Source organism: Priestia sp. 179-F W1.4 NHS, assembly GCF_045369295.1.
Lineage (GTDB): Bacteria > Bacillota > Bacilli > Bacillales > Bacillaceae_H > Priestia > Priestia zanthoxyli.
This window is the reverse complement of sequence record NZ_JBIQFF010000002.1, coordinates 721,783-735,470: the sequence shown is the minus strand read 5'-3', so window position 1 is coordinate 735,470 and position 13,688 is coordinate 721,783. Positions and strand designations below refer to the sequence as shown.

18 protein-coding genes are annotated in these 13,688 nt (G+C 35.3%); all 18 read left to right on the top strand.

The window, feature by feature from the left end; all coding sequences use genetic code 11:
- Nucleotides 1-17 precede the first annotated feature (17 nt).
- A complete protein-coding gene (locus ACH0CI_RS14225) occupies nucleotides 18-1,217 on the top strand; it encodes an amidase (protein ID WP_335388134.1) in 1,200 nt (399 codons plus the stop codon).
- On the top strand, nucleotides 1,214-2,098 hold the full coding sequence (locus ACH0CI_RS14220) for a fumarylacetoacetate hydrolase family protein (protein WP_406901688.1): 885 nt from the start codon (nucleotides 1,214-1,216) through the stop codon (nucleotides 2,096-2,098). Before ACH0CI_RS14225 ends, ACH0CI_RS14220 begins: the two co-directional genes overlap by 4 nt.
- A gap of 323 nt (nucleotides 2,099-2,421) precedes the next feature.
- Complete coding sequence (galE, locus tag ACH0CI_RS14215; protein WP_335388129.1) at nucleotides 2,422-3,402, top strand: UDP-glucose 4-epimerase GalE; 981 nt, start codon at nucleotides 2,422-2,424, stop codon at nucleotides 3,400-3,402.
- A 230-nt stretch (nucleotides 3,403-3,632) separates the two neighbouring features.
- Nucleotides 3,633-3,815: a DUF3973 domain-containing protein gene (locus ACH0CI_RS14210; protein WP_013055747.1), complete on the top strand. Its 183-nt coding sequence runs from the start codon at nucleotides 3,633-3,635 to the stop codon at nucleotides 3,813-3,815.
- 205 nt (nucleotides 3,816-4,020) lie between these two features.
- A complete protein-coding gene (locus tag ACH0CI_RS14205; RefSeq protein WP_115653203.1) occupies nucleotides 4,021-4,410 on the top strand; it encodes a PepSY domain-containing protein in 390 nt (129 codons plus the stop codon).
- 258 nt (nucleotides 4,411-4,668) lie between these two features.
- Nucleotides 4,669-5,328 carry a hypothetical protein gene (locus ACH0CI_RS14200; protein ID WP_406901687.1) on the top strand — a complete coding sequence of 220 codons (660 nt, stop codon included), beginning with the start codon at nucleotides 4,669-4,671 and terminating at the stop codon, nucleotides 5,326-5,328.
- A gap of 12 nt (nucleotides 5,329-5,340) precedes the next feature.
- Nucleotides 5,341-5,943 (top strand): DUF6792 domain-containing protein, encoded by a 603-nt coding sequence (locus ACH0CI_RS14195; RefSeq protein ID WP_406901686.1) that lies wholly within the window; start codon nucleotides 5,341-5,343, stop codon nucleotides 5,941-5,943.
- A 71-nt stretch (nucleotides 5,944-6,014) separates the two neighbouring features.
- Nucleotides 6,015-6,137, top strand: coding sequence for a hypothetical protein (locus ACH0CI_RS14190; RefSeq protein ID WP_335707047.1), 123 nt, complete (start codon nucleotides 6,015-6,017; stop codon nucleotides 6,135-6,137).
- 12 nt (nucleotides 6,138-6,149) lie between these two features.
- Nucleotides 6,150-6,965: a hypothetical protein gene (locus ACH0CI_RS14185; RefSeq protein ID WP_335707046.1), complete on the top strand. Its 816-nt coding sequence runs from the start codon at nucleotides 6,150-6,152 to the stop codon at nucleotides 6,963-6,965.
- Nucleotides 6,966-7,328, top strand: a complete 363-nt coding sequence (locus tag ACH0CI_RS14180) for a hypothetical protein (RefSeq protein ID WP_335707045.1) — start codon at nucleotides 6,966-6,968, stop codon at nucleotides 7,326-7,328. It abuts the gene before it with no gap.
- Nucleotides 7,329-7,434: 106 nt separating this feature from the next.
- On the top strand, nucleotides 7,435-8,121 hold the full coding sequence (locus ACH0CI_RS14175) for a hypothetical protein (protein ID WP_406901683.1): 687 nt from the start codon (nucleotides 7,435-7,437) through the stop codon (nucleotides 8,119-8,121).
- 166 nt (nucleotides 8,122-8,287) lie between these two features.
- Complete coding sequence (locus ACH0CI_RS14170; protein WP_335388125.1) at nucleotides 8,288-8,974, top strand: hypothetical protein; 687 nt, start codon at nucleotides 8,288-8,290, stop codon at nucleotides 8,972-8,974.
- Nucleotides 8,975-9,066: 92 nt separating this feature from the next.
- Nucleotides 9,067-9,765: a hypothetical protein gene (locus ACH0CI_RS14165; RefSeq protein ID WP_088567772.1), complete on the top strand. Its 699-nt coding sequence runs from the start codon at nucleotides 9,067-9,069 to the stop codon at nucleotides 9,763-9,765.
- Complete coding sequence (locus ACH0CI_RS14160; protein ID WP_088567771.1) at nucleotides 9,762-10,427, top strand: hypothetical protein; 666 nt, start codon at nucleotides 9,762-9,764, stop codon at nucleotides 10,425-10,427. Before ACH0CI_RS14165 ends, ACH0CI_RS14160 begins: the two co-directional genes overlap by 4 nt.
- Before the next feature lie 97 nt (nucleotides 10,428-10,524).
- On the top strand, nucleotides 10,525-11,202 hold the full coding sequence (locus ACH0CI_RS14155) for a hypothetical protein (RefSeq protein WP_102814100.1): 678 nt from the start codon (nucleotides 10,525-10,527) through the stop codon (nucleotides 11,200-11,202).
- Between the two features lie 99 nt (nucleotides 11,203-11,301).
- Nucleotides 11,302-12,000 (top strand): hypothetical protein, encoded by a 699-nt coding sequence (locus tag ACH0CI_RS14150; RefSeq protein WP_406901682.1) that lies wholly within the window; start codon nucleotides 11,302-11,304, stop codon nucleotides 11,998-12,000.
- Complete coding sequence (locus tag ACH0CI_RS14145; RefSeq protein WP_406901681.1) at nucleotides 11,997-12,683, top strand: hypothetical protein; 687 nt, start codon at nucleotides 11,997-11,999, stop codon at nucleotides 12,681-12,683. The genes ACH0CI_RS14150 and ACH0CI_RS14145 overlap by 4 nt, the downstream gene beginning before the upstream one ends.
- Before the next feature lie 251 nt (nucleotides 12,684-12,934).
- Entirely contained in the window at nucleotides 12,935-13,612 is a 678-nt protein-coding gene (locus tag ACH0CI_RS14140; RefSeq protein ID WP_335388119.1) for a hypothetical protein, read from the top strand.
- The last annotated feature ends 76 nt before the right edge of the window (nucleotides 13,613-13,688 follow it).

Sequence of the window (13,688 nt, the reverse complement as noted above, 5' to 3'; positions counted from 1 at the left end):
AATGAGGAGATGGTTGAATGAAAGATACGTGGAACGCATTTGTAGACAGTGATCTTTACGCACCTCCAACGGGAACGGGGATGTTAAATAACTTGAGTTTTGCGTTAAAAGACGTATTTGATGTACAAGGACATATATCAAGTGCAGGAAATCCGGATTGGCTCGCCACGCATCAGCCTGCAAGCGAACATGCAGATGTAGTAGCTGCTCTTTTAAAAGAAGGAGCTGCACTGAAGGGAGTTACGCACACGGACGAGCTTATGTACGGACTAAACGGAGAAAACGCGCATTATGGAACACCGGTAAACCCAAAAGGCGCAAATCGAATTCCGGGAGGTTCTTCGAGCGGATCAGCGGTTGCTGTCGCAGCGGGAATAACTGATTTTGCGATTGGAACAGATACTGGAGGATCGGTTCGAATTCCGTCAAGCTACTGCGGTATTTTTGGGTATCGTCCTTCTCACGGACGCATTTCTACAAACGGTCTAATTCCACTTGCTCCAAGCTTTGATACAGTTGGTGTAATGGCTAGAGACGGCCACACTCTGCAAAAAGTAGGAGCGGTTTTATTGAACTCAACGTCGCGTGCTAGCGGTTTTACAAGACTTTATGTAGCAACAGACGTTATGGAACTTGTGGATGAACAAAGCATGCAAGCTCTTGCACCACCTATTAAGCACGTAATGAAGTCTTTTTCTACTACAGAAGAAATAGTAATTGCCCCCCAGGGTTTTTCTACATATATGGAAACTTTTCGTTTGCTGCAAGGAAAAGAAATTTGGCAAACGCACGGAGAATGGATTCAAAAAGAAAACCCAACGTTTGGAGACGATATCGGAAGCCGCTTTCAATGGGCGAGCACTCTTACCTTATTAAATATGAATTATATAGAAGAAAAGCGTCGTGAACTTCGCTATTTTATGTACTCACAGCTTGGAGAAGACGGAATATTAGTGCTTCCTACAGCTCCAGGACCCGCGCCTATAAAAGATGCAAAAGGACCGGAGTTAGAAAACAGAAGATTGCGAACACTTCAAATGACGTGTATTGCCGGACTAAGCGGACTTCCGCAAGTTACGATACCTGCGGGAGAACTAGACGGTTTGCCAATCGGCTTATCTTTTATTGCGGGATACAACCAAGATGAAAAATTATTAAATTGGGTAAAAGAAAACAGCGATCATATCATTCAAGCATCGGTAAGGAGCGTATCATGAAGTTAGTAAATATAATAGAGCAAGGGAAAGAACAAGCAGCTATTTTAGACAATGACAGCATTCTGCTTATAGAAGATATTAATGCTAAATATTTAACAAACTGGTCTACAACAATTTGGGATCTTATTCAATATAAAGAACTTCGCCACCTTGAAACATGGTACGCCCATAATAAATTTGGTATGAACAGCTCTTTTCCCGCACTGCACTTGCAGGGCAGAAAAACAGCTCCTATCATTAGTAATCCGTCAAAATTGTTAGGCATTGGATTTAATTATGCAGCTTCTGAAGAAAAACTAAAAGACTACGACCGTGCCATTGATCCAGTTAGTTTTTTAAAACCCGCAACCGCCATTATTGGACCAGATGACAGCATTCGTATTCCAAAGCAGTCCTACAAAACAACGGCTGAAGCGGAACTAGCGGTGGTAATCGGCGAAACGTGTAAGGATATAGAGCCAGATGAAGCCATGAACGTAATTGCTGGTTATACGTCAGCCATTGACGTAACCGCAGCTGATATTCATGCGGCGAATCATCGCTACTTAATGCGAGCAAAAAGCTTTGATACATTTTGCAGTATAGGCTCAGAGTTTATCACAAAAGAAAGTATGTCAAACGTGAAATCACTGCAAGTGCGCACATTGCTAAACGGAGACATGCAGCATGAAAATACCGTGTCTAATATGATTTACGACATCACATACTGTGTTTCATTTTTCTCAAAAGTCATGACGCTGCACCCGGGAGATATCATCTTAACCGGAACGCCGGGACCCGCTGTTATTGAAGACGGGGACTGTATTGAGTGTCATATTGAAGGCATGCTTCCATTAAAAAATAAAGTGAAAGACATGAAGAAAGTGCCTCAGCAAATATAAAAAAAGAGGCTGTGACAAAAGTATGTTATTTGCAGTAATATCCAAACTGTTAATCCAAATTATTAATTAATAGTTTGGATTTTTTCACTTTCATAGTGAAAGGAGCTTTCAACTGCTTAGTTGATTCTAGCGGTTGATTTAGTTTGTCTTAATTGCTTTTTAACGGAAACGAATATCTTCACACTCAGTTCACAATTAGTAGATATACTAATTAAAAGAGACAGCTGCGTTATCATATACTGAAAAATGAAATATTTACAAATGGAAAAGAAACGGGTACGATATCTGTAGCGACACTTAATAAAAAGGAGCTGACTGACAGTATGATTTTAGTCATCGGAGGAGCAGGCTATATCGGAAGCCACCTAGTAAAAGAATTAGTGAAAACAAATGAAGTTGTGGTACTTGATAATCTATCAACGGGTTATCGCTGGGCAATCGATGAGAAAGCGGTATTCGTAGAAGGAAATCTAGGTAATGAGAAAGATTTAGAAAGCGTATTCACAAATCATAAAATTGATGCTGTCATGCATTTTGCTGCTAATAGTTTAGTAGGGGAGTCAGTAACAGATCCTCTTAAATATTATCAAAACAACGTAGCTGCGACGTTAACCCTTTTACAAACGATGATGAAGCACAATGTGAAAAAGTTTATTTTTTCATCTACTGCTGCTACATACGGGATTCCTTCTGTAGATATCATTACAGAAGATACGGCAACAAACCCAATTAATCCGTACGGACGTTCAAAGTTAATGATCGAACAGATTTTAGCTGACTTTGCAAGTGCTTATGACATGGAATATGTTGTGCTTCGTTACTTCAACGCAGCGGGTGCTTACGAAACAGCGGAAATTGGTGAGTGCCATGATCCTGAAACGCACTTAATTCCAATCATTCTTCAGCACCTGCTTGGTGAACGTGAAAACATCTCTGTATTCGGCTCAGACTACGATACTGCAGACGGAACGTGCATCCGCGATTACATTCACGTAACAGACCTAGCAAATGCTCACATTTCAGCGCTTCAAGCACTGTTAGACGGCACGAAGAAAACAGCAACGTACAATCTTGGAAACGGCCTTGGCTACTCTGTAAAAGAAGTGATCGAAACGTGTGAAAAAGTAACGGGTAAAAAAGCGAATGTTGTAATGGCAGACCGCCGCGCTGGAGATCCGGCACGCCTAGTTGCATCTTCTGATAAAATTCACGCAGAATTAGGCTGGAAAGCGCAAATTTCATTAGAAAAAATCATCGCATCAGCTTGGAAATGGCATCAAAACAGCGCAAAAGTAACAAATTAATAAAAAGTGCCTCTTTTTTCTTTAAAAGAGGCTTTTTTATTACGATTAAACTGATTTATGTTCTAAATAATCATTTTTAAAATCCAGTGTTTTAGCCCACGAACAAGCCTTCTTCTTTTCGGACATTTTCGCTAAACAAGCACGACTTTTATTCTTTTCCATATGCTATAGGTAAATATACCACTCACAACTATCCCGGTTTATAAAATAGCCCGCAAGGAGGTTATGATATGTATTACTGTGTAAGATGCTCCAAATTTCATGACGAACAGGAAAAAGAAAACATCTTTCAAAATGGTTTTTACATTGATCCCTATTTGCTTCAAAAAGTCCATCTAGGCATGTGCGTCCACAAATCCCCATCAATCAAACAAATGAGAGCCGTAGAACGATTCGAAACGAAAAAAATGTAGAATTCACATTCACCAATAAGAAGCTAGATCTAACCAGGTCTAGTTTTTTCAGTGAATAACAGCTTTCTTCAGCTATCTTTCATGTAATATTAAGAGAAATTTAAGACAAGCCCGCTATACTAGTTAGTAGACGTATACATAGGATATGGTACGTTAAGAAATTGAAACAGCAGTCCGTTTTATAAACTAGAAAGGATGGCGTCAAATGATTTCTGAAAAACAATCACTTTTGTTGAAAGAACAAGCAAAGCTTCTCGCATTAAAAGAATATAAAGGCATTGTCAAATCCATATCGCTGAGTAAAATACTCACTCTTCCTATTTATACAGTAGACATCCTTACGTTAAACGGAGAAGAGCACAAAGTAAAAATTAACGCCCAAACCGGGAGTATTTTGAAAGAAAAAACGATTCCTTTAACTAAAAGCCGTGCAAAAGCATACGCGTTAAGACAGCATAAAGGCATTATCGAATCGATTGTTCTTGCTAACAAGCAATACGAAATTGTCATCCTTGGACTTGATGGAAAAACCCACAGCGTGAAAATTGACGCTGAAATTGATGTGCTGGCACAAGGAGAGCGAAACATTCAGTAAATGGCCTATATTATGTAATCAACCTCACTTTGTTGAAAGTGGGGTTTTCTTTATTGAGAGAAATCATTAATAAAGGTAACAATGATAAAAAAAGAAGTGATTGTTTCTTTAATAGAAAGGGTAAGTGATAGTAAAAAATAACCACTTCCTAATTATGGTTCTTTGATTCGTTCTGCTTATGACTCTCCCATTATAAGTATGATACTATCGAACATGTATAAAACATAGGTTATAACATAACTAAAAGGGTGTACGACAATGAAAAAACGTACGAAGACCATTATTGCAGTCATTGCAGGAGCTGCTATTTTAATAGGAGGAATATGGATGATAAACGAAAGCCGATACCCAAACGTCCCTGCTTTTGATGATCACTTTACGCGTGAATTCTTAAACAAAGATAAAAAAGTGGATGATGGGTTTTGTGAGTTTAAGTCGAAGACAGGGCAGTATACGATGTGGTTTCCGGAGGGATATACATTACTAAATGAAGATGGCGATTATTCTAGAGATAATAAAAACTTCGAGCAATGGGGAGCTGTTCCCTCAAGTGAAAACCAGGTGTATAGAGGTGCTATACACATCACAATGGCTAAAGATAATAAAAAAAATCAGCAAGACTATATTGAAAGCTTTTTTAAAGATCATTTGATTTCTAAAGAACCAAAGCTTATTAAAACAAGCAAGAATATTATTTACTTTTCTAGTGTTCATTTTGAAGTAAATAAAGACAAACAAGTAGTAGAAGGTAGCGATCAAAAACCTAATAGCTTTTATGCATATATTATGGATAAAAACTCCGATAGAGTAGTTGAATTTTCTTTTGAAACCAGTGGATTTAAAAATCAACATTTGGATGAAGAAGATCAGACAAAGTGGTTAATGAAGATTTTGAAAAGTATAAAATTTTCTAACTAAGGGGTTTTTATTATGGAACAGAAAGAAATTTTAGATAACAGTATTAGAAATAAAATCGTTCAGTTAGAATATAGTGATTTAACAAATAAAGAAGAGAAAATAAGGAAAATATACAAAGAAGAAACAGGGAAAGAACCTCCTGAATTTAAAATATATACAAGTGAAGAGATGGGGATTGGAAAAACCTCAGGGATGGATGGAGCAGCTATACACTTTTATGATAAAGGTCAAAAGATAAATCAGGTATATTATATTTTCAGAGGAACAGAACCTTCCAAAGATTTCGGAGATGTTATTTATGACGCTTTAGGTATTGGAGCAGGCAAGAAAGATAACCAGTTAAGAGATGCGTCTATAATGTATGATAAAGTAGAAAAAAAAATAAAAACACAAAATAAAAATAACGATATTAAACTAGTACGTTATGGAGATGGGCATTCACTAGGAAGTAGCTTAATAGTAAGTATCGGGCTTATAAAAAAGACTTTTACTAATATACGGGGTTTAAACGATGCCCCTGTGAATATAAAGCAAATTGTTAGGAATGATACGTCCTTTCGAACGTATTTAAGTCGAACGGAAGGTAGAATCGATAAGATACCTGAAAAAAAATAATTGAAATAGCCAATACTTACTACAAAAAGCAAAAGGCCACTATCAGCCATACCTGGGTAAAAGGCGAGCCCATGCATGCTCAATCCTTTCCAAACAGCTGGTATGCAGGTAACAAAGTGACGATGCTTGGAGATTTAGATACAGAAGAAATGATTAACATTGGGAAATATCCTTTTCAGAAAGAAGCAAAATAGAACCCAGTGTATATGATAGACCAATTCCGTTATAACCTTGGAGTAAAGACAACATTAGGCGGTTTAGGGTTTGTTAATGATCATGTGAAACAAGAAACGTTGCTTAACCTGCCAGAAACACGTGATCAATACCTTGAGAGTGTAAAAAGATATCCTTTTCTTCATTTTGGAGAGATTAAAGCAGGTATAGGAGTAGGAGCAGTAGTAATGGTAAATACATTTACTAGCCCTGGAGCAACATTTCAGCTTGTTAAAGGAATATCTCAAAGTAAACAAGCAAAACTCCACGGAATTAATTATGTTGTCAAATACACAGAAGCTAATGCTATGAAGACGTATTATCAGGTTTTTGATTCAGGATCTCAGGAAGAAATCTTACTAGATTATGAACAAATGAAGAAGTTTGTTTATTACTGTGCTAATGCCATTAAAGATAAAGAAGCAAACTTAAATGCACTAAAGCAGTATTTACATAGTGAAATTAACGAAGTCTTCGAAGCTAAGAAGAAAAAGTTAAAAATGAAGATATCCAGAGAAGAAGCTTCTCCCCAGTCATTTATGGAAAAGGCAGATAAAGACGGCGCTACTCTCGCTTGGTTTGGACAAAAGCGTGTGGCTGAAAAAGTGACGTTTGACAAAACGTTTGACCCGCTAGACGATAGTGTATTTACCCCTGTTGAAGAAATTATTTCTTCTATTCAAGAGGAAGTTACATACTATCAAAAGTTTCTTGAAGCGTTCTTCCAAAATTTCGAGAAGATGATGGAAGCTGACGAATCGGTAGCTTCAGATATTAAAAGCATGAAAGAAGTAGTAGGGGGGATTTAATTGTTTGATTTTGATTTTACACACACAGGAACAACGAGCGGTAAATACACGTTTGAATTTGATGGTGATGACTTCAAAGGCGAGCAGGCAAAAAGGATTAAAGAGTTAATCAAAAAGGATCAAGAAGTAAATGAAAAGCTTTGGCATGCTAAAAGCTATTTAGAAAACCAAACGGGTGAGTTTGCGGATGCGGTTAAAAGTAAATTAGAAGCAGCTGAGCGGGGATATACGCTACGAGCTCAGCAGTATGATACTGGAGCATTTCAGCATATTATGAGTTTTATGCATTCTGTTAAAGATATGCATAAGAGGGAGTACGAAATTCGATATAAAGAATCAATGGATGAAAGTGAATTAACATAAGGGATACTGCTATTCCTCAGACAGTGGTCTGAGGGATTTTTATATGTTGAACAATTTACATTAAGTCCTATTTATTTCAAAAGAGTAATAAAGGGAGTGTAGGACAATGAAAAAACGTACGAAGACCCTTTCCGCAATCATTATAGGAGTTGCTATTTTAATAGGAGGAATATGGCTGATAAACGAAAGCCGCTACCCAAACGTCCCTGCTTTTGATGATCACTTTACGCGTGAATTCTTAAACAAAGATAAAAAAGTGGATGATGGGTTTTATGAGTTTGAGTCCAAGACAGGGCAGTATACGATGTGGTTTCCGGAGGAGTATCAGTTGTTACATGAAAATGAACAACAATATGTTAAAAGTGACGATTTTTACGAAAGGTGGAAAGCTTCATCAGTCAAGAAGCATAAAAAAGGAGATCAACTAAATTATTTACAAGTCGAACTATCAGAGAGTAATGCTGATGATGAATCTATTTATGTAGAGAGTCTATTTAAAGGTGAGTTTGGCGCAAATGATCCTGAAAAGTGGGAAACAGCTAATACCCGTATATATTTTGATGCAGCTTATCTTTATTTTAAAGGAACAGAAGAACATGTCATCCATGATAAGAATAAATATGCTCCAAATACATACATAGGATACGTAGCAGATAAGTATTCTAATAAGGTAATTGAATTATGGTTTGATGACAGTTTAAATCATCAAACTAATAAGGGGCTTGAGAAAAGAGAGTGGTTTGTAGAAATATTAAATAGTATTCGTTTTAATCAAGAAAATAGCTCAACTTGAATACAAAGGCTTATTTGGTAAAGAAAAAGAAGTCAGAGAGATTTGTGAGTCTCAATAACTTTTAAAAAAGGTATGTCGAAGAAATAAGAACAGATATAACAATTCTAAACTATTCAATATATACAAAGTGAAGTTTGTTCTAAACAATAAAAAAGGATGGGCGACTATGAAGAATCGCATGAAGACTGTTATTGGAGTAATTGTAGGAGTCGCTATTTTAGTAGGAACAATATGGCTGATAAACGAAACACGCTACCCCAACGTGCCAGCTTTTGATGATCACTTCACGCGTAAGTTCTTGAACAAAGATAAAAAAGTGGACGACGGGTTTTATGAGTTTAAGTCGAAGACAGGACAGTATACGATGTGGTTTCCTAAAGGGTATCAGCTTATAAAGGAGAATAGAGAAGATTACGTAATAAACGGTAATTCTTATGAAAGATGGATAGCGAAAGAGGTGAATAACAAAGCTGGAAATGCTGGAGGAAGTTATATCGAAATGACATTTTCAAACGCAAGAAAGGCTGAAAATGAATCCTTTACTGTAGACAATATGTTTAAAGAACAGCTAAATAGCACTAAGCTTAATACGTTTGAAACTTCTAGTACAAGAATCTACTATAATTCAGCTTATACGTATTTTAAAGGAACACAAGAAGTAATTATGCATCCTAATGAAGAACATGCCCCAAATACATATATAGCATATGTAGCGGATAAACATTCTAATAATGCAATTGAACTGTGGTTTGATAAAAGTGAAAAAAGCAGAAAGAATGATGAAGTAGCAGAGAAAAAATGGTTCCTAACAATATTAAAAAATATTAAGTTCCGTGAGGGGAATGAGGCTTAATAAAGCTCATGTTGAACGATAATTTAAGAAATAAATCAATTTTAACTTAAATACCAAAACCTATCTAGTAGAAATAAAGAGGATGTGCAGCTATGAAAAAAAGGACGAAGACCATTATTGCAGTCCTTGCAGGAACGGTTATTTTAACAGCAGGAATATGGCTAATAAACGAAAGCCGCTACCCCAAAGTCCCTGCTTTTAATGATCACTTTACGCGTGAATTCTTGAACAAAGATAAAAAAGTAGCCGATGGTTTTTATGAGTTTAAGTCAAAAACTGGGCAGTATGCGATGTGGTTTCCAGAGGAGTATCAATTAATACATGAAAATGATGAAGATTATGTTGTAAGTGGAAAAATGTACGAAAGATGGGTAGCAGCTTATACCAAAGAGCATAAAAAGGAACATCAAATTAATTCTATCAGTTTAAAGTTTTCAGAAGGAAGAGATCCAGAAGATGAATCTTTTAGCGTAGAAAGTCTTATGAAAAATCGTTTTAATGTAAGTGAACCAAAGGTAATAGAAACTTCTAATACTAGAATTTACTATCAATCTGCTTACATTTATTTTAAAGGACCCGAGAAGCATGTGATAAATGACAGTAAAGAACATGTCCCAAATACATACGTAGCCTATGTGGCTGATAAGGAATCGACAAAGGTCATTCAATTATCAATGGATCAGGTTGGAGATTTTATAGAAGATAGTAGCTTGGAAAAGAATACGTGGGTTTTAAATATGTTAAAGAGTATCCATTTTAAAGCAGAAAATAATGGAGATGCCAGAAGATGAAAAAGCATACTAAAACTATTATTGCAGTCATCATAGGAATAACTATTTTAATAGGCGGGGTATGGATGATAAACGAAAGCCGCTATCCAAATGTCCCAGCTTTTAATGATCACTTCACCCGTAAGTTCTTGAACAAAGATAAAAAAGTGGACGATGGGTTTTATGAGTTTAAGTCGAAGACAGGTCAGTATACGATGTGGTTTCCAGAAGAGTATCAAATTATACATAAGGATGCTTCGGATTATGTTAAAGACGGTACATACTATGAATTCTTGAAAGCTTCTAACAATAGCCACGATGGATATAAAGGATATATTGATATTGAGCTGTCTGAGAAAAAAACTAATAAAGAAAAGATATATGTAGAGGGCTTATTTAAAAACCGTTTTTATATTAATGATCCTCAAAAATTACAGACAGATACAACAAGAATTTATTACGATAGCGCGTATATCTATTTTAAAGGCACAGATAAAAGAGTAATTACGGATTTTAATAAACGTACGCCAAGTACATATGCTGGCTATATTGCGGATAAAAACTCTGAGCGGGTAATTGAATTTTATTTTGATAGTACAGAACACCTTTCTGAAAAATCAGCAGAAGAACGTGAGGAATGGATTATAAAGATATTAAAAAGTATTACCTTTAAAACAGAATAAAAACAAGGTCTACTCATTCTGTTTTAAACAATAGCTGCAGAAAATTTCTTAATTTTAAAGTTTGTACTAGCAATGGCAATAAAGGATGTGTGGAGTGATGAAAAAACGTAAAAAGACTGTTATTGCAGCAATTGTAGGGTCATCTATTCTAATAGGTGGAATATGGCTGATAAACGAAGAACGCTACCCCAACGCCCCAGCTTTTGATGACCATTTTACGCGTAAGTTCTTGAATAAAGATAAAAAAGTGGACGGCGGGTTTTATGAGTTTAAGTCGAAGACCGGGCAGTATACAATTTGGTTTCCAGAGGAGTACCAGCTGTTGCATGAAAATGAACAGCAGTATGTTAAAGAAGGAAAGTTATATGAGCGTTATAGAGCTGTATCTAATAGCAATGAATTAGAATATATGACAGTTGAATTTTCAAACAAAATAAAAAAGAATGAATCTATTTACGTTGAAAGACTGTTTCAAGAGCAATTTAATTCAAATAAACCTTATAAAATAGAAACTAGAAATGTAAGTATTTATTATGATAAGGCCTATACTTATTTTAAAGGTACTCATAAGCAAGTAAATAGAGAAAAAGAGGGCTACGTACCTAATGAATATGTAGCCTATATAGCGGATAAACATTCTAATTCAGTTATTAAATTTTATTTTGATAACGTAAAAGCAGAATTAAATGAGAGGCAAGGAAGAGAGCAAGATAAGAGGATTATGAAAATCTTAAAAAGTGTTCAATTTAATGATTTTAAAGATACTAGAAATTAAAATCTTTTGTTGTGGAATAAGATTGAATTAAAAAACTACATGTTATCCAATTTATAATAAGTCCCGTTTATTTCAAAAGAATGAAGGGAGGGTATGACGATGAAAAAGCGTATAAAACTCATTACTGCAGTTATTGCAGGAACAGCTATTTTACTAGGAGCCGTATGGCTAATAAACGAAAGCCGCTACCCCAACGTTCAAGCTTTTGATGATCACTTTACACGTAAGTTCTTGAACAAAGATAAAAAAGTGAACGACGGGTTTTATGAGTTTAAGTCAAAGGCAGGGCAGTATACGATGTGGTTTCCCGAGGAGTATCAGCTGTTGCATGAAAATGAACAACAGTATGTAAGAGACGGTAATTTCTATGAAAGATGGAGAGCTTCATCTATTAAAAAGTATAAAGGTGAAAACCAAATAAATAATATACAAGCTACATTTTTAGAAGCAAGAAAACAAGAAAACGAAGAATTTAGTGCAGAAAGTTTATTAAAGAGACGCTTTAATGTCAGTAAACTAGAAAAGCTAGAAACAGATGAAGTTCGAATCTACTATCAATCAGCTTATATCTACTTTAGAGGGGCAGAAAAATACGTTATAAATGATAAAAATAAGCATGCCCCTAATACATATGTGGCATATGTAGCTGATAAAAACTCTAAAAAAGTTATTCAGCTGTCTTTTAATAGTATTGGTAAGCGTTCAGATAACTCTGAGCCTATAAAAGAAGAGTGGTTTATAAAACTTTGTAAAAGTATCAATTTTAATAAGCCAAACAACGGAGATGTAAGAGGATGAAAAAACATACGAAGACTATTATTCTAGTCATTGTAGGAGCCGCTATTTTAATAGGTGGCATATGGGGCGTAAACGAAAGTCGCTATCCTAACGCCCCAGCTTTTGATGACCATTTTACACGTAAGTTCTTGAACAAAGATAAAAAAGTGGAAGATGGTTTTTATGAGTTTAAGTCAAAGACGGGGCAGTATACGATGTGGTTTCCAGAGGGGTATCAAATGCTGCATGATGCTTCAGAGTATTACTCTGTAAATGGAAAATCATATGAAAATTGGTCTGCTTCATATAGGAAGATGGCTGGAAAAAACAAGTCAATATACTATATAAAAGCTGAATTTTTAAAGAATGATAAGAAATTTGAGCCTATTTATGTGAAGGAATTGTTCCAAGAGCAATTAAAAGATAGTAATCCTAAAGAAATAGAAACTTCACGTACTCGCATATATTATGACTACGCTTATGCATATTTCAAGGGAACTGAAAGGCATGTAGTACATAACAGTAAAGTCCATTTACCTAATACCTATACAGCATATGTAGCAGATAAAAGTTCTAATAAGGTTATAGAATTTTCATACGACAGTATAGGTAAAGGTACAGAAACTAGCCAAGAAAAAAGGAAGTTATGGTTTTTGACAATATTAAAAAGTATTAATTTTAGCGAGGGTAAAAGTCGTGAGTGAAAACCTTTATTAAGTAACGATATAAAAAATGAAATAACTCAGCTTGAGTACAGTGGATTATATGGATGAAAGTGAATGAATATAAAAGGTACTGCAATTGCTCAGATAATGATTTGAGAGATTTTTATATGTTTAATAACTACAAATAGATGAGTAAGCAGTATGTAGCATACATAGCAATAGATTTAAATAAAACTATTCAAATTACATTAAATGTGGTTTATTTCAATCAATGAAGGGAGTGTGTAACAATGAAAAAATGTACCAAGGCCATTATTGCAGTTATTGCAGGAGCCGCTATTTTAATAGGAGCCATATGGCTGATAAACGAAAGCAGCTACCCAAACGCCCCAGCTTTTGATGACCACTTTACACGTAAGTTCTTGAACAAAGATAAAAAAGTGGACGATGGTTTTTATGAGTTTAAGTCAAAGACCGGGCAGTATACGATGTGGTTTCCAGAGGAGTATCAAGTTTTACATAAATATCGCGAGGATTACACTAGAAATGGCGAATCATATGAAAATTGGTCAGCCTCTTATATTAAACCCTACGAAAATGATCAACAAACGTACGCTATCAAGGCTGAATTTTCCGAGAACGACACGAAATCAGAATTAATTTATGTAGAGAGTTTATTTAAAGAACAATTAGACAGTAAAAAACCTAAACAGTTAGAAACCTCTCATACAAGAATTTATTATGATTATGCCTATACATATTTTCGTGGTACTAACCAACATATAGTACATGACAGTAAAGAAAATCCGCCCAACCTTTATGTAGCATATGTAGCAGATAAAAGCTCTGATAAGGTAATCAAATTAATATATGATAGTGTAGGGGAAAATACAGAAACAAATAAAATGGATAGAAAGAAATGGTTTTTAAAAATGTTGCAAAGTATTAAATTTGTTAAGGGAAATTAATTATAAGCAAAAGCTTTTTTTAGCATAAGCGCAACAAATCAAAATGCTAAAGACTATTCAATATATAAGGATTAAA